Annotated in this window: 24 protein-coding genes, 1 tRNA gene and 1 riboswitch; of the genes, 7 read left to right on the forward strand and 18 right to left on the reverse strand. The window is 69.5% G+C overall.

Annotation, left to right across the window (positions count from 1 at the left end; genetic code table 11):
• Positions 1 to 393: 393 nt before the first annotated feature.
• The 4 genes from EJK15_RS06495 to EJK15_RS06510 all read right to left on the reverse strand — a co-directional run bounded on the left by EJK15_RS06495 (position 394) and on the right by EJK15_RS06510 (position 3,423).
• Positions 394 to 732 carry a hypothetical protein gene (locus EJK15_RS06495; protein WP_138709458.1) on the reverse strand — a complete coding sequence of 113 codons (339 nt, stop codon included), beginning with the start codon at positions 730 to 732 and terminating at the stop codon, positions 394 to 396.
• A 38-nt stretch (positions 733 to 770) separates the two neighbouring features.
• Positions 771 to 1,814, reverse strand: coding sequence for a CU044_5270 family protein (locus EJK15_RS06500; RefSeq protein ID WP_138709459.1), 1,044 nt, complete (start codon positions 1,812 to 1,814; stop codon positions 771 to 773).
• A 2-nt stretch (positions 1,815 to 1,816) separates the two neighbouring features.
• The gene (locus EJK15_RS06505; protein WP_138709460.1) at positions 1,817 to 2,404 is read right to left on the reverse strand and encodes an RNA polymerase sigma factor; all 588 of its coding nucleotides are present in this window, start codon (positions 2,402 to 2,404) and stop codon (positions 1,817 to 1,819) included.
• A gap of 287 nt (positions 2,405 to 2,691) precedes the next feature.
• A complete protein-coding gene (locus EJK15_RS06510; RefSeq protein ID WP_138709461.1) occupies positions 2,692 to 3,423 on the reverse strand; it encodes a hypothetical protein in 732 nt (243 codons plus the stop codon).
• A gap of 219 nt (positions 3,424 to 3,642) precedes the next feature.
• On the opposite strand from EJK15_RS06510, the gene EJK15_RS06515 reads away from it, so the two are divergent.
• Positions 3,643 to 5,022: an FAD-dependent oxidoreductase gene (locus EJK15_RS06515; RefSeq protein ID WP_138709462.1), complete on the forward strand. Its 1,380-nt coding sequence runs from the start codon at positions 3,643 to 3,645 to the stop codon at positions 5,020 to 5,022.
• Between the two features lie 57 nt (positions 5,023 to 5,079).
• On the opposite strand, the gene EJK15_RS06520 is transcribed toward EJK15_RS06515, so the two are convergent.
• The gene (locus EJK15_RS06520; RefSeq protein ID WP_138709463.1) at positions 5,080 to 5,832 is read right to left on the reverse strand and encodes a DUF429 domain-containing protein; all 753 of its coding nucleotides are present in this window, start codon (positions 5,830 to 5,832) and stop codon (positions 5,080 to 5,082) included.
• A gap of 41 nt (positions 5,833 to 5,873) precedes the next feature.
• Here EJK15_RS06520 and EJK15_RS06525 point away from each other — a divergent pair, with 41 nt between their 5' ends.
• Positions 5,874 to 6,680, forward strand: coding sequence for a DUF308 domain-containing protein (locus tag EJK15_RS06525; protein ID WP_138709464.1), 807 nt, complete (start codon positions 5,874 to 5,876; stop codon positions 6,678 to 6,680).
• Between the two features lie 230 nt (positions 6,681 to 6,910).
• On the opposite strand, the gene thiC is transcribed toward EJK15_RS06525, so the two are convergent.
• Complete coding sequence (thiC, locus tag EJK15_RS06535) at positions 6,911 to 8,506, reverse strand: phosphomethylpyrimidine synthase ThiC (protein ID WP_138709465.1); 1,596 nt, start codon at positions 8,504 to 8,506, stop codon at positions 6,911 to 6,913.
• A riboswitch (TPP riboswitch) is annotated at positions 8,499 to 8,611 on the reverse strand. Its footprint overlaps the gene before it by 8 nt.
• A 52-nt stretch (positions 8,612 to 8,663) precedes the next feature.
• Here thiC and EJK15_RS06540 point away from each other — a divergent pair.
• The 4 genes from EJK15_RS06540 to EJK15_RS06555 all read left to right on the forward strand — a co-directional run bounded on the left by EJK15_RS06540 (position 8,664) and on the right by EJK15_RS06555 (position 11,675).
• Positions 8,664 to 9,275: a class I SAM-dependent methyltransferase gene (locus EJK15_RS06540; RefSeq protein ID WP_171074149.1), complete on the forward strand. Its 612-nt coding sequence runs from the start codon at positions 8,664 to 8,666 to the stop codon at positions 9,273 to 9,275.
• Between the two features lie 38 nt (positions 9,276 to 9,313).
• A complete protein-coding gene (locus tag EJK15_RS06545; protein WP_240776806.1) occupies positions 9,314 to 9,667 on the forward strand; it encodes a hypothetical protein in 354 nt (117 codons plus the stop codon).
• Between the two features lie 12 nt (positions 9,668 to 9,679).
• The gene (locus tag EJK15_RS06550) at positions 9,680 to 10,513 is read left to right on the forward strand and encodes a universal stress protein (protein WP_138709467.1); all 834 of its coding nucleotides are present in this window, start codon (positions 9,680 to 9,682) and stop codon (positions 10,511 to 10,513) included.
• Positions 10,514 to 10,631: 118 nt separating this feature from the next.
• A complete protein-coding gene (locus EJK15_RS06555) occupies positions 10,632 to 11,675 on the forward strand; it encodes a cellulose binding domain-containing protein (protein ID WP_138709468.1) in 1,044 nt (347 codons plus the stop codon).
• A 60-nt stretch (positions 11,676 to 11,735) separates the two neighbouring features.
• Here EJK15_RS06555 and EJK15_RS06560 read toward each other — a convergent pair whose 3' ends face one another.
• Both EJK15_RS06560 and EJK15_RS06565 read right to left on the reverse strand, forming a co-directional pair.
• Positions 11,736 to 12,401, reverse strand: a complete 666-nt coding sequence (locus tag EJK15_RS06560) for an AIM24 family protein (protein WP_171074150.1) — start codon at positions 12,399 to 12,401, stop codon at positions 11,736 to 11,738.
• A 97-nt stretch (positions 12,402 to 12,498) separates the two neighbouring features.
• Positions 12,499 to 12,879: a response regulator transcription factor gene (locus EJK15_RS06565; RefSeq protein WP_138709469.1), complete on the reverse strand. Its 381-nt coding sequence runs from the start codon at positions 12,877 to 12,879 to the stop codon at positions 12,499 to 12,501.
• A gap of 115 nt (positions 12,880 to 12,994) precedes the next feature.
• On the opposite strand from EJK15_RS06565, the gene EJK15_RS06570 reads away from it, so the two are divergent.
• Positions 12,995 to 13,066 (forward strand) — tRNA-Arg (locus tag EJK15_RS06570).
• Positions 13,067 to 13,199: 133 nt separating this feature from the next.
• Here EJK15_RS06570 and EJK15_RS06575 read toward each other — a convergent pair.
• The 10 genes from EJK15_RS06575 to EJK15_RS06620 form a co-directional block, all read right to left on the reverse strand.
• Positions 13,200 to 14,567, reverse strand: coding sequence for a tyrosine-type recombinase/integrase (locus tag EJK15_RS06575; protein WP_206060694.1), 1,368 nt, complete (start codon positions 14,565 to 14,567; stop codon positions 13,200 to 13,202).
• Positions 14,564 to 15,028 carry a helix-turn-helix transcriptional regulator gene (locus EJK15_RS77435; protein WP_420847023.1) on the reverse strand — a complete coding sequence of 155 codons (465 nt, stop codon included), beginning with the start codon at positions 15,026 to 15,028 and terminating at the stop codon, positions 14,564 to 14,566. Before EJK15_RS77435 ends, EJK15_RS06575 begins: the two co-directional genes overlap by 4 nt.
• Before the next feature lie 101 nt (positions 15,029 to 15,129).
• Positions 15,130 to 15,420 (reverse strand): hypothetical protein, encoded by a 291-nt coding sequence (locus EJK15_RS06585; protein WP_138709472.1) that lies wholly within the window; start codon positions 15,418 to 15,420, stop codon positions 15,130 to 15,132.
• An 8-nt stretch (positions 15,421 to 15,428) separates the two neighbouring features.
• Positions 15,429 to 17,363, reverse strand: a complete 1,935-nt coding sequence (locus EJK15_RS06590; RefSeq protein ID WP_138709473.1) for a hypothetical protein — start codon at positions 17,361 to 17,363, stop codon at positions 15,429 to 15,431.
• Positions 17,364 to 17,376: 13 nt separating this feature from the next.
• Positions 17,377 to 18,381: a hypothetical protein gene (locus tag EJK15_RS06595; protein ID WP_138709474.1), complete on the reverse strand. Its 1,005-nt coding sequence runs from the start codon at positions 18,379 to 18,381 to the stop codon at positions 17,377 to 17,379.
• The gene (locus tag EJK15_RS06600; RefSeq protein WP_138709475.1) at positions 18,378 to 18,830 is read right to left on the reverse strand and encodes a hypothetical protein; all 453 of its coding nucleotides are present in this window, start codon (positions 18,828 to 18,830) and stop codon (positions 18,378 to 18,380) included. Before EJK15_RS06600 ends, EJK15_RS06595 begins: the two co-directional genes overlap by 4 nt.
• A gap of 13 nt (positions 18,831 to 18,843) precedes the next feature.
• A complete protein-coding gene (locus EJK15_RS06605) occupies positions 18,844 to 19,380 on the reverse strand; it encodes a hypothetical protein (RefSeq protein WP_138709476.1) in 537 nt (178 codons plus the stop codon).
• Positions 19,380 to 19,694, reverse strand: coding sequence for a hypothetical protein (locus EJK15_RS06610; RefSeq protein WP_171074151.1), 315 nt, complete (start codon positions 19,692 to 19,694; stop codon positions 19,380 to 19,382). The genes EJK15_RS06605 and EJK15_RS06610 overlap by 1 nt, the downstream gene beginning before the upstream one ends.
• Before the next feature lie 74 nt (positions 19,695 to 19,768).
• Positions 19,769 to 20,167, reverse strand: a complete 399-nt coding sequence (locus tag EJK15_RS06615) for a hypothetical protein (RefSeq protein ID WP_138709478.1) — start codon at positions 20,165 to 20,167, stop codon at positions 19,769 to 19,771.
• Complete coding sequence (locus EJK15_RS06620) at positions 20,164 to 21,690, reverse strand: hypothetical protein (protein WP_138709479.1); 1,527 nt, start codon at positions 21,688 to 21,690, stop codon at positions 20,164 to 20,166. The genes EJK15_RS06615 and EJK15_RS06620 overlap by 4 nt, the downstream gene beginning before the upstream one ends.
• Positions 21,691 to 21,700 lie beyond the last annotated feature (10 nt).

Here is a 21,700-nt window from a genome sequence, read left to right on the forward strand (position 1 = left end):
GACTCGGTCTGCAGGGCAAGGAGGTCAGGAACTTCGAGGCGCTCCTGAATGCGCGCGAATGAGACGCGACTGGGACCAGCGGGTACGGCGGAGGCGTTGCGCGAGGCTGCCAACAGATGTCCTTCCGGAGGTCACGGATGGAATCGAACTGCGCGCACGCCAAACGCCCCGACGGAATCCGGGGCGTCGAAAGGCAGCGCAAGGAAGCAGCATAACGCAAACCGCAAACGTATGTCTACACATACTATAAGCGTCAACCTCGCTGCCGCCTTCAGAATGCCACAGCCGGGTGAACTCGTCAACTCTACGGTCGCGAACGCGTTGCTTGTTCCGGTCGCAGCCGGGCGTGCGGGCGATCACCCGTCCTGCCCGGCCTGGTGGTTGCGGTCGCGGTCACGCCGCCCGGGAGGTTCGCAACAGGATCAACGCCACAGCGTATGCCACGCCGTACCATGCGGGGAGCCATCCACCCCCGATCACGGCGGCGGCAAGGCTGATCGCCGAAACCCCGGCGAGCGTCACCGTGCCGGCGGCCCGCTCCCGCGCGAGCAATGCCGCCACCCCCGCCGCCCCCAAGGCGCCCGAGGCGGCGAGAAGGTCGGCCACCAGCCACGCGCCGAGCAGTTGTGCCCGCGCCAGCAGGTCGAGCAGCGGCAGCGGGAGCGATGGCGTCCAGATCCAGGTGAGCCCATCGGCCAGGTTGGCGGCCGAGGGGAGCGCCAGCAGCAGCAACGCCGCGGTCAGCGCCCGCCCGCGCCGGCCGCCACCGCTCAGGGCCGTACCCCGGGCCGGTCGGTGACCCCGATGTCCAGGCGGACGGCGAGCGTCAGGATCGTTCCCTTCTTGATCGTGTGGGAGTCCCCCATGTTGATGATCTTCCGGCCATCCTCCGTGCGGACGCCCGGTCCTGGAGCGGTGTAGTCGGCGCCGGCGACCGCGCGCTCGCCCAGGTAGGTGTAGGTGACGCGGTCGAGCAGCAGTTCGTGGCTCACCCAGCCGCCCTCGACACGGGCCACCGCCACCGCCGGACGCCCTTCGACGTCGACCGCGTCCGGGTTCACCGTCACCCCCGGGATCTTGGCCAGGGCCCGGTAGACGGCCGCCTCCTGCGCCGGCGGCACCAGGTTGTTGGCCAGCAGCGAGCCGAGCAGCCGGTAGGCCGTGATCTCCCGGTCCTCCTCGGAGCCGTGCCGACCGCCCATGGCGGCGTACATCCAGGCCAGCAGCGCGTCGGGGTCCGTGGGGAGTGTCGCCACGGTGGCATAGTCCTGCGGAGGCATGGCGCCGCCGGTGGGGGAACGGACCAGCTCGCCGTCCTCGAAGAGGGCCAGCTCCTTGCCGTCGGCCCGCGTCCACGACCGGTCCACGCGGGTCTCCAGCGGCGTTCGGGGAGTCTGCACCTCACCCGGGGCGGCCTTCCCAACCCCCTGTATGCGCGTCTCGATGTAGACCCACTGGTCAGGGCGAGGAGCGGTGAACGCCCGGTTCCCAGCGGCCTGGGCCGCCCGGCCGAGCAGCGCCTGCGCGTTGGCGGCCGGCACCGCCAGGCCGGGCACGACAGAACGCGGCGCCTCGACGCCCACGGGGTCGGCCACCAGCGCGACCGCCGTGATCACGGCGGCGAGCACGCCGACCGTGACCGCCCGCCGACCGGCCCTGGGCAGCCGGAAGCCACCGGCACGCCGGGGCGCCACCGCCGCGGCCCGCCGGAGGAGCGCGCCCCTTGCGGCGGAATAGGCGTCAGGGGACGGCGAGGCGGGCTGTGGCCAGGCCTGGCGCAGGGCCTCCAGATCAGCCTGCGAGAGTTCGCTCATGATCAGCGCTCCTTCCTGGTGAGAGCCGGATCCAGCACGGCCCGGATTTTCGTACGAGCACGGTGCAGGCGCGAGCGGACCGTGCCCGCCGGCACGCCGAGTGCCCTGCCGACCTCGTCGGAGGTCAGCTCGGCCCAGGCGACAAGCAGAAGCACGTCCCGGTCGCCGTCCGTCAGCTCGGCCAGCGCCGCCGCCAACCGACCGCGGGTGCCGAGGGCGTCGAGCGAGTCCACGACCCGCTCGGCGTGGTCCTCGGCGACGTCCCCCGAGTCCGTCCTGGCCAGCGCGCGGTATTGCCGGATCTCGGCCCGGTGGTGGCGGGAGATCAGGTTCGAGGCGATCCCGTACAGCCACGGCTGGGCGCCCGATCGGGACAGGTCGTAGGTGTCGCGCCGGTCGAACGCGATCAGGAACGTCTCGGCGGCGATATCGTCGGCCAGCGGGCGGGACAGCCGCCGCTCGGCGTAGCCGTGAATCGAGGAGTAGTAGCGGTCGAACAGCGCGGCGAAGCATTCCGGCTGCCGTAAGGACCGTTCGATGATCATGGCGTCAGTGGCGTCATTATCCGCCTGCTCCGTCACCGGGGTCATATCACGGCTCTCGCCATCGCTCTGGGTGTCATCGGCCGCCTTCCCTAGTGCGAATCCATCGTCCTTCCTTCACCGATGACCCCAAAAGTGTTCGCGCTCCCCGCCCCGCAGTGGCGATGCCCGTCCTGGCACCCGGTTGTCGTCGGCCGGCGCGCTGATCATCGAGTCGTCGTGGCGATCGCCTTGGAGCCGCTCCAACGTGTTGTTCAGTCACAGATTCCAACCAACACGCGCCCGAGAGCGACTAGGCGCCCCCGCCGGACCGGATCGACGCCGGGCCCTGCTCGCTAGGTGACGGCGATGGCAGGGGCCACGCGGGCGGATCCGATGCCGCGATCGGGCTTGCCGAGCCGGAAACGTACCCTGCCCTTGAGCACGGTGCCGGACTCGGCCAGGCCCTCGGTGAGACCTTCGCCGGGGAACAGGGTGAACGTCCACCTCTGGTTGGATTCGCAGTCAGGCAGCTCCGGGCCGCCTTGCAGAACTCGCGCTCCCCAGAGCTGCCGGATCATCAGCGTCCTGGTGTCGACGCCGTCCACCGTGAACGCCGCCGCCGGCCCGTCCACGATCTGGTTGTGACTGCCCAGAGACGGCCCATAGGCGCCGGTGACCGTGGCGACCATGGTCCAGGGCGTGCCGTTCCTTACGCCGAGGACTCCCGCGGGCAGCCGCTCGTCGAACACGTCGTTCGCAGGCGAGCCGAGCTGGTCTGCCCTGACCGCTGCGGCCGTCGGGCGTCGGGTGTCCAGCTTGCCGGGGTCCGGCACCAGGAGGATCCCGTACGTCGTCTCGTCGGCGAAGCGAGCCGAGGCGAAGTGGCCGCGGAGGGCGAGCACCGCGCGCTCGGCGGCGGCCCACAGCTCGCCGGGGAAGGCCGTCGCCAGGTAGTCCGGCGTCACCGCCGGCAGCCCGGCCTGTGCCACCGCTTCGGCCACCGACGCGCAGCGAGCCCATCCGGACTCGGCCAGCCTCGCGATCTGATCGTCCTTGAACGACATCACTCCCCCAGACTTCCTCATCGCCGAACCAAGTGCTTACCGGAGTTACCCAGGTCGTGCAGGGGCGCCGGCCTCCCGCAGGCTTCGCCGGGATGAGACCAAGACCTTGAGGCTTTGTTCTACTGCAGTTCGTCGGAAGCCGGCCCCACACCCGATGGCAGACCAGCACTCGCTCCGGCTCCGGGCGGTCCCGGCAGAGCCCGGCAGAGATATGGCAGCGCGGCCTGGCACGGTCGGGCCATGACTGAGAAGACGGACGTGCTCATCGTCGGCGGCGGCCCTACGGGGCTCACCCTCGCCGTGGAACTGGCCAGGCGCGGGATCGACCACCGCATCGTGGAACGGGCGCCGGAGCCCGCCCTCGGCTCGAAGGGCAAGGGCCTGCAGCCCCGAACACTGGAGATCTTCGACGACCTGGAGGTGATCGGCCGGGTGCTGGCGTCCGCGACGGTCTACCCGCCGCTGCGGGTCAGAATCGGCCCGGTGCCGGTGTACCAGGGGCGCATGCACAAGCCCGCCACGGCGACCGACGCCGTGCCGTACCCGATGGTGATGATGCATCCGCAGTGGCGCACCGAGGCGGTCCTGCGCGAGCGGCTGGCCGAGCTGGGCGGGAAGGTGGAGCACGACGCGGAGCTGACCGGCTTCGAGCAGGATGCGCGGGGCGTGACGGCCAGGCTGGGCACGGGGGCGACGCTGCGGGCCGGTTACCTGGTCGCCGCCGACGGCGGCAAGAGCACCGTACGCAAGGCGCTCGGCATCGGCTTCACCGGCCAGACGCGCGAGGAGGAGCGGATGGTGCTGGGCGACGTGCGCGTCGAAGGGCTCGGCCGGGACCACATTCACGTGTGGGTCCGGCCGGGCAAGGGCATGGTGGTGCTGTACCCCATGGCCGGCACCGACGCCTTCCAGCTGCTCGCCCCCATCAAGGCGGGCGTGAGGCCGGACCTGACGTTGCCCGGCTACCAGCAGCTCTTCGCCGAACGGTCGATGCTGCGGGGAGTGCGCATCACCGAGCTGCTGTGGTCCTCCCTGTACCGGGTCAACATCCGCCTGGCCGACAGATACCGGGCCGGACGCGTCTTCCTGGCCGGAGACGCCGTCCATGCGCACTCCCCCGCGGGTGGGCAGGGACTCAACACCGGTGTGCAGGACGCCTACAACCTGGGCTGGAAGCTCGCCCGTGTGCTCGGCGGAGCGCCGCAGTCGCTGCTCGACACCTACGAGGAGGAGCGCCGCCCGCTCGCCGCCCGCATGCTCGGCCTCAGCACGTACCTGCACGACAAGAAGACCTACAAACGCGATGAGGAGACCTACCAGCTGCAGCTCAGCTACCGAGGCGGGTCACTGGCCCAAGGCGGCGGGGACCGGGTGCCCGACGGACCGCTTCTCCTGGCCGACGGCAGCCGGGCGCGCATGTTCGACCTGCTGCGGGGGCCGCACTTCACGCTGCTGTCGCCGGACCCCGCGCCGCGCGTGCCGAACGGCCCACAGGTGCGCGCGCACGCGCCGGCCGAACCGTACGGCGGGGCGCGCCACACGCTCATCCGGCCGGACGGATATGTCGGGATCTCCACAGACTCATCCGACGAGCTGGCCGGTTACCTGGCCATGGTGTGAGCCGGCACCGGTGGCTCGGCTCCCTTCCGGGATCCGGGGACAGGTCGCAGGTGTTCCTCACCCGTCCGTGGCGAGATGGTCCAGGGGTGTGGTGGGCAGGGCGATCCAGCCCTCCGTACGTGCCACGCCATCCTGCTCCCCCGCCGGCACGGTCACCAGGCCGAGGGCCGATGCGCGTGCGGCGAGCGCGGACACGACGGCGTCGATGGCGTCGTCCGAGGCCCGGCAGAGCGGCTCGTACCCACCCAGCTCCAGCCACGGCGCCGCCTCCAGAAGCCGGTCCGCGAGCCGGCCCAGCTCGGTGAGGTTGGCGGCGCGCTTGTACCCCCGGTACGGCAGCCCCCACCGCTTCAGGCACGCCGCCGGATAGACCTCCACGACGGCCCCGCCGCCTCGCCGATCGACCGGCCGGCCCCGCCGCGCAAGCTCGGCCAGCAGAGCGGCGCAGCGCATGGTGGCGTGCCCGATGCGGTCGGCCGACACGCTCAGCGGCGTCAGCCCGGTCTGCGCGTGCACCACCTGGTCGGTGACCCGCAGCGCCAGATCCCGCCGCCAGGCCCGGCCCGCCAGCCCCTCCGGCACCTGTACGTGTCCGGCGCGGTGGGCGGTGACGAAGTCGACGAACCTGTCGGGCCAGCCGAGCGGGCAGTCGACCCCTGCCTTGCTCGCACCCATCACCGCCTCGACGATCAGGGCGTCGTCCGCCCCGACCTCCACCCTGACCAGCCGGCCACGGCCGGCCGACCAGTCGAGCCACGCCACCGCAGTTCGCACCGCCTCCGCCGCGAGATCGATGCCGACCGTCAACATCCCTTCACGATAGGGCGTCGTTCCCCTCGCACCCGGCCACGGTGAGGCTGACAACCGGCCGCGGTCCGCGGTCGGCGGGGGGGCGGCTGACGCTGGAGGAGCTCCAGCAGCGGTTGAGTGGGGTGCTCGGCGCGCGGACGTTCGGCGACGTCGAGCCGTACGTCGCCGAACTGCCCGGTGACGCGGAGCATCAAGATCTGGATCACTCGAAGGGCGTTAGGTCGGCTGATATTACGGTAAGTAACCAGGCGACGAGCCTGCGGGAGTACGCGCAGGATCGCCCGATCCCTTCTCCGGGAAGGAGCACGATCGTGATCGATGACTACCTGGGGCACTGGTGGGTGCTCACCCTGCGCGGCGTACTCGCCCTGATCTTCGGCGTCATGGCCGTGGCCTGGCCGGGCATCACGCTGCTGGTGCTGGCCATCGTGTTCGGCGCGTACGCGATCGTGGACGGCGGGCTCGCCGCGGTCGCCGCCACCCGCGCAGCCAAGGGGCAGCGTGCGCCGCTGATCCTGCTGGCCGTCGCCGGACTGCTGTTCGGGATCATGTGCCTGATCTGGCCGGGGCTGACGGTGCTGGTCGTCACGCTGCTGATCGGGATCTGGGCGATCGTGACCGGCGTCATGGACATCATGGCGGCGATCAGGATGCGCAGGGAGGTCCAGGGCGAGTGGCTGCACCTCGTGTCGGGGGCGCTGTCGGTGCTTTTCGGCGCGCTCGTGCTGATCTGGCCGGCGACCGGGGCGCTCACGATCGCGCTGATCATCGGTATTTACGCCATCCTGGCCGGGATCATGCTGATCGTCCTCAGCCTGCGCGTGCGCCGGCACGCCACCGCAGTCTGAGCAGGCCAGGGCGTTAGGCATACCCGATCACATCCACAGCTACTACCGCGTCACCGAGGCCGCACTCCCCCACCTGCGGGAGGGGAGCGCGATCGTCAACACCTCCTCGATCAACGGCCTGCGCGGCAACAAGTCCCTCTGAGACCGCCGATGGGATTCGCCGCGGCGCGGCTGTCGTCGTACTGCACGGGCGAGGTGCCGGCCCCGGTCGGCGGCGAGACGCTACCGGGTTAGTCGGCCAGGGGCAGGTAGATGGAGGAGCCACGGCTGGTGAACTCCGCCGCCTTCTCGGCGAGACCCGCCTCCAGGGCCTCCTCCGCGGCCAGCCCGTGCTCGTCGGCGTAGCGCCGCACGTCGTGGCTGATCCGCATCGAGCAGAACTTCGGCCCGCACATCGAGCAGAAGTGCGCGGTCTTGGCGGGCGCGGCGGGCATGGTCTCGTCGTGGAAGGCGCGGGCCGTGTCGGGGTCGAGCGACAGGTCGAACTGGTCCTCCCAGCGGAACTCGAACCGCGCGTCCGACAGCGCGTCGTCCCACGCCTGCGCCCGCGGGTGCCCCTTCGCGAGGTCCGCGGCGTGGGCGGCGATCTTGTACGTGATCACGCCCGTCTTGACGTCGTCCCTGTTCGGCAGGCCGAGGTGCTCCTTGGGGGTGACGTAGCAGAGCATGGCGGTGCCGTACCAGCCGATCATGGCGGCGCCGATGCCCGAGGTGATGTGGTCGTAGCCGGGCGCGATGTCGGTCACCAGAGGGCCCAGGGTGTAGAAGGGGGCGTCGTCGCACAGCTCGCGCTGCAGGTCGACGTTCTCCTTGATCTTGTGCATGGGCACGTGGCCGGGGCCCTCGATCATGACCTGGACGTCGCGCCGGCGTGCGATCTTGGTGAGCTCCCCGAGCGTGCGCAGCTCGGCGAACTGAGCCTCGTCGTTGGCGTCCGCGATCGAGCCTGGCCGCAGCCCGTCGCCGAGCGAGAACGACACGTCGTAGCGGGCCAGGATCTCGCACATCTCGTCGAAGTGCTCGTACAGGAAGCTCTCGCGGTGGTGCGCCAGGCACCAGGCGGCCATGATCGAGCCGCCGCGCGAGACGATGCCGGTCTTGCGGCGGGCGGTGAGCGGCACGTACGCCAGCCGCACCCCCGCGTGCACGGTCACGTAGTCGACGCCCTGCTCGCACTGCTCGATGAGGGTGTCGCGGTAGACCTCCCACGACAACGACTCCGGACGACCCTTGACCTTCTCCAGCGCCTGGTAGATGGGCACGGTGCCGACCGGGACGGGCGAGTTGCGGATGATCCACTCGCGGGTCTCGTGGATGTCGGGGCCGGTGGACAGGTCCATGATCGTGTCCGCGCCCCAGCGGGTGGCCCAGGTCATCTTCTCGACCTCCTCCTCGATGGAGGACGTCACGGCGGAGTTGCCGATGTTGGCGTTGATCTTCACGAGGAAGTTGCGGCCGATGATCATCGGTTCGGACTCGGGGTGGTTGACGTTGGCGGGGATGATGGCGCGGCCAGCCGCGATCTCCTCGCGAACGAACTCGGGGGCGAGCCCCTCGCGCACGGCCACGAACTCCATCTCCTTGGTGACCAGCCCCTTCCTGGCGCAGGCGACCTGGGTGACAGGCTCGCCGGCCGCGCGGCGGTCGCGTACCCACTGCTCGCGCGGGCGCGGCAGCCCTCGCCTGACGTCGGTCTCGACGGCCGGGTCGGTGTACGGGCCCGACGTGTCGTACAGCGTCACCGCCGAGCCGTCCGACAGGCGCACCTGGCGCATCGGCACGCGGAGGTCACCGGTGTAGATTTTGGTAAAACGCGCGTCACTCATCGCGCAAACTCCCTTCGCCGGCATTATCCGGAGCAGGTTCTGGCGGTCGGCGGCTGTCAGCCGTCCTCTCAGCCCGGTCAGCACCGGGCTCCCGCGTTGGACTGGCGGGGAACGTACCCACGCCGGGCGCCGCGCCAAACCTGGCATGATCGAGGTGATGGACGATGAGATCATCCGCACCACAGCCGGCTATGACCGCCTCGCACCCGTTTACGCCGAGCGCACCGAGAACGTCAGCGCCTGGTTCCTGGCCTTCCGCCGGCGGTTCGCCGACGCGCTGCCCGCCGGGGGCAGGGTCGCCGACCTGGGGTGCGGGCCGGGGCGCGACGCGGCGTGGTTCCGGGAGCAGGGACTGACGGTCGTCGGCATCGACCGCTCGGCCGAGATGGCCAGGCTCGCCGCCGCCCGCGGGGTGCCTGCCGCGCTGGGCGACCTGCGCCGGCCGCCGCTGGCCCCCGGCTCGCTGGCCGGGCTGTGGTCGATGGCGGCGCTTCTGCACGTGCCCGCCGCGCAGACCGAGGTGACGTTGCGTGCCTGGTCGGCTGCGCTGCGGCCGGGAGGTGTGCTGGGGATGAGCACCTCGGCCGGCGACGGCGAGGCATGGGAACACGTTTCGCACGGCGCCGAAGTCTCCCGCTGGTTCGTGCACCGCGACCCGGACACGCTGCTGGCGGCGCTCGAATCGGCCGATTTCGAAGTGCTGGAGCACAATCTGCTGACCACTCACCGCACCTGGCTCAGCGTGCTGGCGCTCCGCCGCGAGGTTTGACGATCGCCCTGAGCGGTACGGACCCCATCAGGGGAAATATGAACAAGATCGCCGCTGTCGCAGGACTCGTGGTGGTGGCCGCGTTCGGGGGGCCCACCGCTGCCGGGGATGGCTTCGAACAGCACGAAGTAAGCAAAGAGCAGTACCAGACCCTGATCGCCCAGTGCCGCTACGCCAACACGGGGAAGGCGCGAGCGGAGTGCCGTGCGGAGGTCAGGGCGAGGTACCGCATCGGCAAAACCGACACAACGCTCGACTGCCGCACGTATTCCGGCATCTCCGTGTGCGGCACGCTGAAGCTCAGCAGGGCCGAGCGCGAGTGCACGCAGGACTCCACGGACCAGGGACTGTCGTTCCGCCGCGCCGAGGTGGAGTGCTACGTGCTGGTCTGAAGGGTCTACGACATGATCATCGTCGGTGTGGACGGCTCACGTACCGGGCTGGAGGCCGTCGGATGGGCCGCCGACGAGGCCGCGCTGCGCCGTACGCCACTGACCGTCGCCCACGCCGTGGCGAGATGGGTGTACGAGGAGAGCGACGGCCGCTACGCCGAGATCCGCCACTGGCTGCGCGAGGGCGCCAACACGGTGCTCATCGCAGCCGAGGATCGGGTACGCCGGGAGCATCCGGACGTCGAGGTCACCTCCGAGCTGCTGCCCGGCGATCCCCGTACCGCGCTGATCAACGCCTCCGAGGGGGCCGAGCTGCTGGTCGTGGGCAGTCGCGGAGTCGGCGGCGTACGCGGGCTGCTGGTCGGGTCCGTTGCGCACGGGGTCGTCGCGCACGCCCGCACGGACGTGGTCCTGGTCCACGAGCTGCCCAGGCCGCCGCGCGGTGAGGTGGTCGTCGGGGTCGACGGCTCGGCGTGCGGGCTGCGGGCGCTCGACTTCGCCTTCGCCGAGGCCGAGCGGCGCGGTACGCGGCTGCGTGCCGTACAGGCGTGGGCCTGGCCGCAGCTGACCGGCTTCGAGCCGGCCGACAGCGAGAGCGAGCAGAACGCGCTGCGGACGCTGCAGGGGCTGGTGGCCGGGCGGCGGGAGCGGCATCCGGGCGTGGACGTGGTGGCGGAGGTCGTCCACGGGCATCCCGTCGAGGTGCTCAAGGAGGCTGCGGCGAGAGCCGACCTCCTGGTGGTGGGGTCGCGCGGCCACGGGCAGCTGGCCGGGATGATCATCGGCTCGATCAGCCAGGCCCTGCTCCACCACGCGCCGTGCCCGCTCGCCGTGGTCCGCCACTGAAAGTTACATCCCTGATCGCGCATCGCCGCAGGTCGCGTGCCCCCGCGCGGACCACTTCCTTCCCGCCTCCCGTGCGCTCTCCTTACGATCTGCGCAAGCTACGACGGGAGAGCAGACGATGCGGAAGACCAGCGCCCTGCTTGCGGCGTTGCTGGCACTGGCCGGCGCGGTGATGTTCCTGACGACCACGCCGGCCGGCGCCGCCGCCACGAGGATCATGCCCTTGGGCGACTCGATCACCGGATCCCCGGGCTGCTGGCGGGCCCTGCTCTGGAACCGGCTCCAGAGCACCGGCTACACGAACATCGACTTCGTCGGCACCCTCCCGGCGCAGGGCTGCTCGGTCTCGTACGACGGCGACAACGAGGGACACGGCGGCTTCTTAGCCACGAACGTCGCCAACCAGAACCAGCTGCCCGGCTGGCTGAACGCGACCAAGCCCGACGTCGTCATCATGCACTTCGGCACCAACGACGTGTGGAGCAACATCGCGCCGGCCACGATCCTCAGCGCGTACACCACGCTGGTGAACCAGATGCGCGCCAGCAACCCCGCCATGAAGATCCTCGTCGCCAAGATCATCCCGATGAACCCGTCCAGCTGCGCCGACTGCGCCCAACGCGCCGTGAACCTGAACAACGCCATCCCCGGCTGGGCCGCCGCCACCTCCACCCAGCAGTCGCCGATCACGGTGGTGGACCAGTGGACGGGGTTCAGCACGAGCGCGGACACGTACGACGGGGTGCACCCGAACGCCGCGGGCGACCAGAAGATCTCCGACAAGTGGTACCCGGCCCTGGTGAACGCCCTGTCCGGCGTCACGCCGTCCCCGAGCGTCACCCCCACGGTCACCCCCACGGTGGGTGGTGGTTGCACGGCCACGTACAAGAACGCCGGTCAGTGGCAGGGCGGCTTCCAGGGTGAGGTCACGGTCAAGAACACCGGCACGGCACCGATGAGCGCGTGGACGGTGCGGTGGACGTTCGCCGACGGGCAGCAGATCAGCCAGATCTGGAACGGCACGCTGAGCGCGAGCGGATCTGACGTGAGCGTGCGCAACGTGAGCTGGAACGGTGCCCTGGCGCCCGGGGCGACGGCCATGTTCGGCTTCCTGGCCTCGTGGAACGGCACCAACACCGCTCCCACGCCGACCTGCTCCTAGCTCCTGGCTCCTGGGTCGTGGCTCCTTCCGCCTGGAGCAGCTCCGCGGACACGGAGGCCCTCAGGAGGCGGCCGGTATCGGCGCACCCTCACTGGCCTGCACCAACACGAACCCCTGCCCCCGGAACGCCAACTGCATGGCCTCCCCGCTCCCCCGTCCGATCAACGCCCCCACCTTCATCGTCCGATTGACCCCGACCTGCAGCCCCGTGCTCCAGCAAACCGCCGACTGCCCATCGGCGAACGTCGGCATGCGAGCGACGTCGAGCAGGACCGGCGTGCCGTGCGTGGTCACCGCCACCCACCCGGTCCCCGTGACGGTCGTGTTGAACAGCCCGCCCGCCGCCACCCCGGCCCCCTGAACCCGCTGGATGTCCCAGGTGAGCTGCGGCTGAAAGGCCAGCAGATTGCGCCCGTTGACGGTCAGCCCTTCGTTCTCCAGGTAGAACAGGTGGATGTCGTCGGCGTTGTCGGCGAGGAAGAGCAGGCCCTCGCCGCGTACCCGCATCAGCGACGCGCCCTCACCGGTGACCGCCTTCTTGAAGAGCTTGCCGAGCCCCCCGGAGCCCTCGTAGTCGAAGTCCATCTGCCCTTGGAAGGCGACCATCGACCCCTGCTTGGCGAGCACTTCGTGGGGCAACTGCACCCGGAGCATCTTGCCGTTCTCCAGAACGAACCCGCCGGGCAGCGACTGGCCGTCGAGGTTGCCGAAAATCGAGCTACGCACGTTTCAACCCTTCGAAGGAGAGTGTTGCCGTCAGCGTACGGAAGAAGAGCAACACCTGCGCATGCGCCTCATCGGCCGACCGCGACTTTGTCCCGCCCTACGACCCCGCCGCCAGATCCCGTACCACCTGGATCAACTCCGCCGGATCGAACGGCTTGGTCAGGTAGGCGTCGACCCCGATCCCCCGCCCCCGCCGCTTGTCGTCATCCTGCGCCCGCGCCGTGATCAACACGACCTTGATGTGACTGGTGTCCTCCTCCGTACGCAACTTCTCCGCCGTCGCCCACCCATCCAGGTAGGGCATCATCACATCCAGCGTGATGACGTCCGGCATGACGTCCCGCACGCGATCGAGGCAATCCTGCCCATCGGTGGCGGTCGCGACCTCGAACCCCTCCAGGTTCAGGTTGACCGCGATGAGCTGACGGATGACCTCGTCATCGTCCACGACCAGTACTTTGCCAAGAACCTCGCCCACGGGCGCAAAGTTAACCTGTAGCGGGGCGGTCACGGGCGGTTTTCACAGGATGTGTTCGACGAGCGTTATCCGGTGCAGACTACTGCCACGATGCTGATAGCCTTTGACTCGTCGAGCCCCCTTAGCTCAGGGGATAGAGCACCGGCCTCCGGAGCCGGGTGCGTAGGTTCGAATCCTACAGGGGGCACTCTCGATAGCCAGGCCAGACGCCGTCTGACCTGGCTTTTCGCTTCTATCCATGATCACGTGCCTACGCCACCTTGCGACGCCGTACGCCACATTGCGACGATTTTCGCGAGTCATTCGCGATCCGCATTCCACTAACCATCCCCTCGGGCGCGATCCATTCGCTCGATCCACACCTCGTCGTAACCGGCCATGCAACGGTGATAGATCCGCTGCAGGACCTCCACACTGTGCCCGGCCCACTGAGCGACCTGAGCCGCGGGGACCCCTGTCGATAAACGCCAGGTGACTCCCGCGTGCCGCAGGTCGTAGGGCCTGCCCATCAACGGCGTGACAAGCTCCTCAGGCGCGAGCGCGAACGGCCGAATCTTCTTCCATAACCGTGCGTAGGTGGACTTCGGGACCGGACGTCCGCTCTCGGAGCGGAACACCCGGCCGTCCTCGGCCACCCCGAACCGAGCAATGTGCTCGCGTAATAACGCCACCAGCTCGGGCGGGATCGGCACCGCACGGACCGTCTTCTTCGACCGCCCCTTCAGCGCGCGGTCGTCGTGCAGCTCCCCGCTGTCGGTGTAGTCCTTGCCGACCTCGGGCTTGGACGCCTCCAGGATGAGCTTGCCCCACCCGGACTCAGGCAGGTGGCAGTCGGCCCGGCGCAGCCGGCTCACCTCGGCCGGGCGCATCAACGCGTAATACATGCAGCCGAAGAAGGCGGCAAAGCGCGGGCCCTGGCGGCGGCCGATGTAGCTGCACATGGTGAGCGCTTCGGCGATCTGGCGCGGGTTGCCGACCGCGCGCGGGTCCACTGCGTCGTCGACGTCGGGCTGTTTCCAGTCGCTCTTGAGCGCCTTGTCGTCGAGCGGGTTCGCCCTCAGCCGCTCCTCGAGTACGGCGTAGCGCAGAGAGTTGTAGAAGACGCGGCGGCGCCGCCGGTAGTACTCCGGAGACGCTTCTCGGCCGTCCAGTTGTGTGGCGCAGGCGTCGAGGGCCTTGGCCGCGACCTTGCGTTCTGTGAGGGCGTGCAGCGGCAAGGATGCCCTGTGCAACCAGCGCAGCGCCGCCTGCACCTCGTCAGGCTGTTCCTCCTCCCGCCGGGTCTGGATGAACGCCCACCTGAGGGCCTCGCGCAGCGTCTTGTCGTCGGGCACGCCACGCAGGTTGCGGGTCAGCGCTGGGGTCACGGCGGTCATGCTTTCGACGATGGAGCGCCGGGAGTTCGCGGACGCCTTTTTCCACTTCGCGGCTACGTAGTCGATCGCGTGCTGGAACCAGGTGATGTCCTGGTCCTCCCGGTGCATCGACTCCGGCAGGCCCGTCTCGGTGTCGAACGCTTCGCCCTTCCGGGCCGCCGCCATGAGCTCGGCGCGGAAGGAGTCGGCCAGGCCGTTCTTCGCGAACGTGTTGGTGAAGGTCCGGCCGTCGACGACCCAGCGGACCGAGTATGGCTTGCGCTTGTCCTTGCGGACCTGGATGCTCCAGAACTTGACGTCGTAGGTCTTCACGACGCCGCCTGCTCCCGGGCGTCGATCCATTCCTGCAGCCACTCGGGCCGGATCCGGTAAGGGCCTTTGTCGCCGGGGAGTTGGATGGCTCGGGGGGCTTCGCCCCTCTCCCGCCAGCGGTCCCAGGTCCGGCGAGACACCCTCAGTTTCTTGAGAACCTCTTCGAGAGTCAGCCATTCGTCGTCGCTGCTGGCGGTGGTTGTGGCGCGGCCCTTGGGTCTCGTGGAGGTAGGACGCGTGGAACTGGTTGCGCTGTGACGCGCCATGATAGGAGCGCTCCTTTCATGTCGAAGAACTGGACAGGAGTGCGGCCCCGGGCGGGTTTGCTGGCAGGCGTTCGCCCGGGGCCGGTCGTGCTCGGTAGCAGCGGCTACCGTTCCGGTCTGGGTGTTCTCGGTGACTGGCGAAGAGCTAATATCTCTCTTGTCATGACTTTCGTTACAGTCGTGACATGGACACATTAGCGTAATGATGCGTTTTGTCCACCATGTCGCGTCAAATCGCGTCAGTATCTACATGCGCATATCAGTGCACTTATGTCGCATTTGTCTCTAGGCCACTGTCACTTCTGGCCGCCACCCTCCCGCGAGAGCCACAGCACCAGCGCCAACGCGGACGCGACCAGCGCAGACGCCCGCCCCTCGCCCCATGTCAGCGCCGCCAAGAGCCAGGCTGAGGTGACCGTTGCTGCCACAGGCAGGAGACGAGCGCCGATCTCCAGCAGGGGAACCAGGGCCGACGACAGCAGCACCACCGCAGGCACCACCACAGCCAGGTCAGCACTCACTCCCACCGCGCGTGCCGCCGCCTGCGATGAGCACAGCCACGCCAGCATGATCAGCAATCGCGCCATCGCGCCCATCACGACACCCGCTCTTTGTCCGCGATCACGTACCGGTCACCGGCCATCCGCGCCCGACCCTGCTCCACCAACGACGCCGCCACTCGGAACGCCACCGGCAACGGCAGACCCGATCCAACCGTCAGCTCCGGCCCGGTCAGGCCCTCGCTGACATCGGCCAGGAGCGACAGCACCGACTCCTGCGCCGCGGCAACGTCGACCGGATCCAGGGCTTCGATCCGTACGGGCGCGTCGAGGCTGACGACCACCTCGTCCGCCGCCTCTCCCTGTTCCGTCTGGGCCGGCCCGGACGGGTCCGCCGATGCGCCGCCCATCCATGTCAGGCCCGCAGGCGACATGTCCTGCATGACGGTGCGCATCTTCGGGATGTGGCGGGCGCGTGTCATCACCGGCCGCGACGTGGCGCCGAGCACGTACGCGCAGCCCTTCGTCGTCTTGGTGGTGCCGGGAAAGTTGATCTTGATCAGGTGCGGGTACGCGGTCATCCGCTGACCGAATGTCGCCGAAGCGATGCGGGCGTCGCTGTTGCGGGTCACCACCACGTTCCCCGACGTGACGAGAGCGAGGATGTCGCCACCGCCCAGGCTGTTGACGTACACGTTCTGGTCGAGCACCCACACCGTCATGCCGCACTTGGAGCCCTCAGCGAGGATGTCGTACACGATCTGCGCCAGGTCCTCGTGCCGGGCGACCTTGTGAAACTCATCGATCGCGATGATCCGCAGGTCCAGATTGTGCGCGCCCGGGTAGTCGTAGGACTGGACGCCGAGCTGGGTTTCGCCGTCCTCATCGGTCCACTCGACCGTGGCCAGGTAGGCGTTCCGGCGGCGCATCTCCTCCCGGTAGGCGTACAGGCGGTCACGGATCTCGTCGATGCCGCGTGCGTGCGGCGTGTACGGCAGCAGCGACGGACAGCTCTGCCCGCCTTGCGGGTCCAGATAGTCGAGCACGATCTTGCCTCTGGTGCGAGCGAACTCCGCGACGGCGATCTTCAGGATGGAGCTCTTGCCCGTCCGCATCGACCCGAAGATCCCGACCGGCAGCGGCCCCGACCCCGGCTCCCACACCTGCAACGCCGAGTCGCCCGCGCCGTCCTCGAACGGCCCGATCGGCAACACGCCCGTCGCGAGGTCGAGCAGCGGCTCAGCCCACAGCTCCGGGTCCTCGACGGCCAGCTTCTTCAGGAACGTCACTTCGGCCGCGTTCTGGGCACCGTCGTCCGGCTCTTCCACGTGCACGTAGTTGATCGCCTTGCCGTAATCGGAGCAGATCCGCTTGCGCGCGGCCATGGCGTCCTCGGTCGTCTGCCCGTCCAGCACGATGCGATAGCGGACCCCCTCGGCGCCGCTGTGGGCAAACTCCTGTCGGCCACTCAGCACCGACCCGGGGAGTGAGCCTCGCTTGCCTGCGGTCTTGGCGATCCACCGCTTGACGATCGGGTCCGCCTCCAGAGCCTTGGCCTGCTGCGCCGCTGTCAATGCCGGGCGCTTACGCTCCGGCCGGACGATGTAGTCGCGGTTACGCCACACGTACGGCACTGTCCACAGGCCCGCGGCCGCGAAGTACAGGCTCTGCATCGCGCCGGTCGCGCCAAGCTCGGCCGCCGCAGGCAGCCACACTCCCGCGCCGGCCTGCCACCAGCGAACGGCGAGAGGCCCGCGCGTCTTCGGAATGAGAGCGCGCACGGCCGAAGCCGCGGCGTACACGGTGGCCTCGCCGGCGAGAACGTGCCACGCGGGCACATCCGCGAGGTGAAGGACCACGCCTGTGCCCCACACGCTGGCGACGGTGGCGTGTGGGGCGATGGCGTGGCGGTAGCGGAACGCGGTCTTGCGGGCGAAGGTTGCCGCGGTCTTGGCCAGGGCCTGCGCCTGCTCGTCGTCCTGCTCGGGCTTCTCGTCGGGCTGCTGCTCGGGCGTGGTGTGGCGGGCCACGTCGTGCTCCTTGCTAGTTCTCGTAGAAGCTGAACTTGCGCACGACCCGGACGGGCGCGGCCTTCACCGAGCGGGCGATGTCGCCGTGTCCGTCGTCGAGTGCACGGATCGCCGACGCCACGGCGGGCGGCGACCCGCCACACGCGGTCACCAGCTCGGCCGTGTACTGCGTGGCCAGCGCTGCGGCGTGCGCTTCTTGCTGGGCGCTGGCCAGGACGCCCCACATGTGGCTGACCGTGCGCGCGTCCAGCTCGTCGGCCTGCACAGCGTGGAACGCCTGCAGGGCGAGGAAGTACTTGTTGCGAGCCCGGTGCGCGACGTCCATCAAGTCGTCATGCGCTCGGCGCGCGTCGGTCTCGAGAGCGCCACTGGCCTTGAAGAACGCGCGCAGCCACGCCATGAACCTGTCGAAACCTCCCGTGGCCAACGCCTCCTGGAGCTGGGGCACGGTGGGGAGAGGGGTGGTGGTGCCATTACCGGCAGGCACGAGGGGGGCCTGCGACATGTCGATTCCTTCGAGTTCCACAGGTGCGGGTACGGGGTTGTGGAGTTGATCGCCGACCGGCTCGGCCTCGACCGCGGCCGGCCTGGCCGGGCGTGACCGCTCGACGGTGACCTCGATCGTCGGTGTGGGTGGCGGGGCGAGAGTAGGACGAGCAGGCGCCACAGGCTGCGGCGGTGGCGGCGAGACCTGCTGCGGCCGCACCTGCTCGACCACGACGGGTACGACCGGGCGCAGTGTCTCGTCGTCGGCCTGGTCGTCACCCTGGTCATCGCGCGCACGCTGGTTGCCGCCCGTGTCGCCGGGGCGCTCGGACCGGGCCGGCCCGAGCGCCCGCCTGAACCAGACGAGCGCGATGTTCGTGGTCTTGACGGTGAACGTCTGCTCGGCGGTGTACTCGGGCGGCTCCACCTGCGGCTGCTCAGGGTCCGGCTTCCGGAACAGGAACCACATGCCGACGCACAGCAGCGCGAACCCCACCATCACGGCGAAGACGGCACCGATGTAGTCGCTCATCGGCCCCAGCTCTCCACCGTCTCGCGCATCACGTCGGCGGTGAACCGGTCATACTCGACGGGCCCGCTGAGCGCGCCGAACGCGATCCCGGCGAAGATCCACAGGATGCAGCAGGCGACGAACGTGGGCCGATCAGGCTTGGAGTCCTTCAGGCAGTCCTTGAGCACAGCGCCGACCATGGCGAAGAACGCAACGGTGACCATGAACAGCGTCACCGACCCCAAGACCGTCTTCACGCTGCCCGCGGTTGCAAGCTCGACGAGCCACGCGCCGAAGTTGACGAACATGCGCCCAACCGGCAGCAGGAACATGCTGGCCGAGAAGGCCAGTAGCAGCAGGGACGCGAAGACGCCCATGGCCTTCTCAGGCAGCTTGTCCTTCTTGCGGAAACCGGCGAACACGCCGCCGAGGCCGAGGCAGGCGCCACCGGACATCACGAACCAGATCATGAGGGGTTGCCTTTCAGAGCAGGGACAGCAGGAGGGGAAGAGAGATCATCAACAGGTAGGAGCCGACCGTGATCGGCCCCCAGAACTTCAGGCCAGGCCAGCAGAGGGAGGACCAGGCGGCGACCCACACGCGGGGGAATCCGGACAGCGTCTTGAGCGGCGGGAGCTGCGCGTGGCACAGGCCGGGAAGTCCCTCCTCGCGAAACTTCCGCAGGCGGCGGCGGTAGTCGCCCGCGCCGAAGAACGCGGCCGACGTGCACACGAAGCACCAGCAGACGGCAAACACGCCGTGCACGCGCGCGAACCAGTCCAGCAGCCCAGCCTCGAACGGCACGTACTCGCGTTCCCGGTGGTACGCGCGCGCCGTGGCCACCGAAGGGAGGCTGGCCGTACTGAGCCCGCGCATCCGCGCCCGCTCCTCCAGGACCTCGACCCACGAGGGCCGCGCCGGCGCGGGGGGCTGCGAGTCGGCCGCGGGGGCCGGCTGCTCGGCCGTCTCCTCCTCAGGCTTGTCGGCAGGCAGGCCGGTCGGCTGGTAGTACTGAAACATCACTGACCACCGCCCGCTTCGGTGTTCAGCGCCTCGGCGAACTGTCGTGTCTGCTTGGCCAGGTCAACGCATGCTGCCTGCGCCCGGCGAGAGTCGCGCTTGTGCAATTCGGAGAGTTCCGACATCAGCCAGCAGGCCGTTCGCCAGTACAGCCGCCACGGCTTGGACGTCTCCTTGGCTGCCGCAGCGATGAGCGCGACGTGCTCGGTGCGCCGATTCGCGGCGCGATTCGACACCATCTGTCCTCCGTCACTATGCGTGAGCTGTGTTAGCGTGGCCTCGCGCGCGCAACGCGCAACGCGCAGCACGCCCACGCGTTGGAACCCCCGCTCCCCCGGCCTCGGCCTCACCAGCGGCGCCTGGCGCACCCGAGCGCAGTTACGAACAGTCACGACAAGCCCCCGGCGCACGCCCGCGCGAACGCATCCCAGTCCGGCTCGCGAGCGATCTCCGGCAGCGTCTGCAGGTGCCACACGAGCAGCGACCGGGGCACCCGCAGCGCGATCGGCTCGCACCCGGGCTCCCGCACGTCCCACCGTCCGAACTCCCAATCCAGCGGGAACGCGGTCAGCGCCGCGCACTCGGCCCGCCCGGTCACGCCCGCGGTGAGCACGTCCAGCGGCACGTCCACGCCGGGCCGGCGTTCGGCGGTGAGGCGGACGTGGAACGGGCTGTCGGCCCGGAACACCATCTCGACCATGACGACGGTGCTGGCGTCGGTGAGGTGGTCCCAAGTGGGGATTGGCATGTAGCAGACGTCGATCTCGTCGGCGGTGTTGGCGATCATGCTGCGTCTCCTGCCGTGGTGTTCTGGTTGGTCCGGTCGGCGTGTTGGTCCGGCCCGCTGGTCTGGTCGCGCGTCTGGTCCGCCGGTCCGGTTCTTCGTCCGGTAGTGCGGCCTGCTCGGGTGGTCCGCTGGTCAGGTCGGTCCGGTCCAGTGAGAAGGCGGACCAGGTCGTTGGCGACCGCCGTTGAGACGGTCTGGTCCGCCTCACGAAGCGCGGCCTGGAGGGTGCGGCGGGTGACCTTCTGACCGGACCGCGTGAGCTGTTCGGCAATCGTCCGACCCAGCGGGAGCAGCGCGTTCACTCGGTCCGCTGGTCCGGTTGGTCCGGTGTGGACCGGCCGCTTCTTGGTCCGGTTGGTCCGGTTGCGCGGAACCGGACCGGGAACGTCGACGCCGGGCGTCTGGTCCGGTTGGTCCGGTGCGCTGACCGGACCAGCGGCACGCCTTGCGATCCGGTTTCTGATCCGGTTCTTGGCCAGGCGCGGCAGCCGGAAGTGATCTCGAATCCTGGTCCGGTAGCGTGACCGCGGTCCGGTCTGCCGGACCGGCGTCTGGGCCAGTTCGTGGTCCGGTCGGTCCACCGCGGCGACCGGGCCAAGCGACGGCCGGTAGCGCGGCACCAGGCCGGCGCCCACCTCGTTCACGAACACCGCCGCGTCGTGCATCGCCTTCTCGGCGTCCGGGCCCAGGCCGCGCGTCTCCTCCGCGAGCGCGGCCATCCGCGTGAGCGTGAGCTGAAGCTGGGACCGCTGCGCGCTGATCACTGCGCCCTGCGCGTGGGCGACCGACCGCCACGTCATCTCCACGCGGCGGGCCTGACGCACCACCTGCACGGCTGCGGTCGGCGACTGGATGCCCTCACCGACCGCCCACCGGAATGCGGCGAACGTCTCTCCCGTGTGCAGCACCCAGCGCAGCGGCGAGAACTTCGGCGCCCGCGGGTCGATCAGCTTCTTCTGCCGCAGATCCTTGCGGTGCAGGTGCCGCGAGTGCATTGACCACAGCCACGGGCTGGCCAACGAGCAGGCTGCGAACAGCTCCGGCGTCTCGGGCACGTGCGTGAAGTTCAGGTAGCCCGCGGCCGCGCCGATCAGATACGACGTCATCCGCTGCCACCAGGCGGAGTCACCTTCGCGCAGCGCGACGTGCGCGTGCCATGACACATACACGGCAACCGACTCCACGATCGCGGCGCCGAGCACAGCCAGCAGCGTCGGCCAACCCATGGCTTGGAACACGAGGAACTGGCCCGCGACGGCGACCACGTTGACGCCGACGTTCGTGATCGACATGACCGCCAGCCGGCCCGCAGTCTGGGCGCGGGCCGACCACCGCTTGAACGCCTTGTGGCGGCGCTCGTCGCGGGCTGTGCGAGCAGCCTCGTCGCGGTCGCGCTGGTCGGCGTCGGCCGACCGCGCGTCGGCTCGCCGGGCCTCCTCGGCCAGGCGGCGACGCTGGATCCGGAAACGCTCGGCTTCGAGAGCCCGCTTCTCCTTCTCCGGGTCGGCCTTGAGTAGCAACATCAGAAAACTC

This window comes from Nonomuraea basaltis, assembly GCF_005893125.1.
GTDB lineage: Bacteria > Actinomycetota > Actinomycetes > Streptosporangiales > Streptosporangiaceae > Nonomuraea > Nonomuraea basaltis.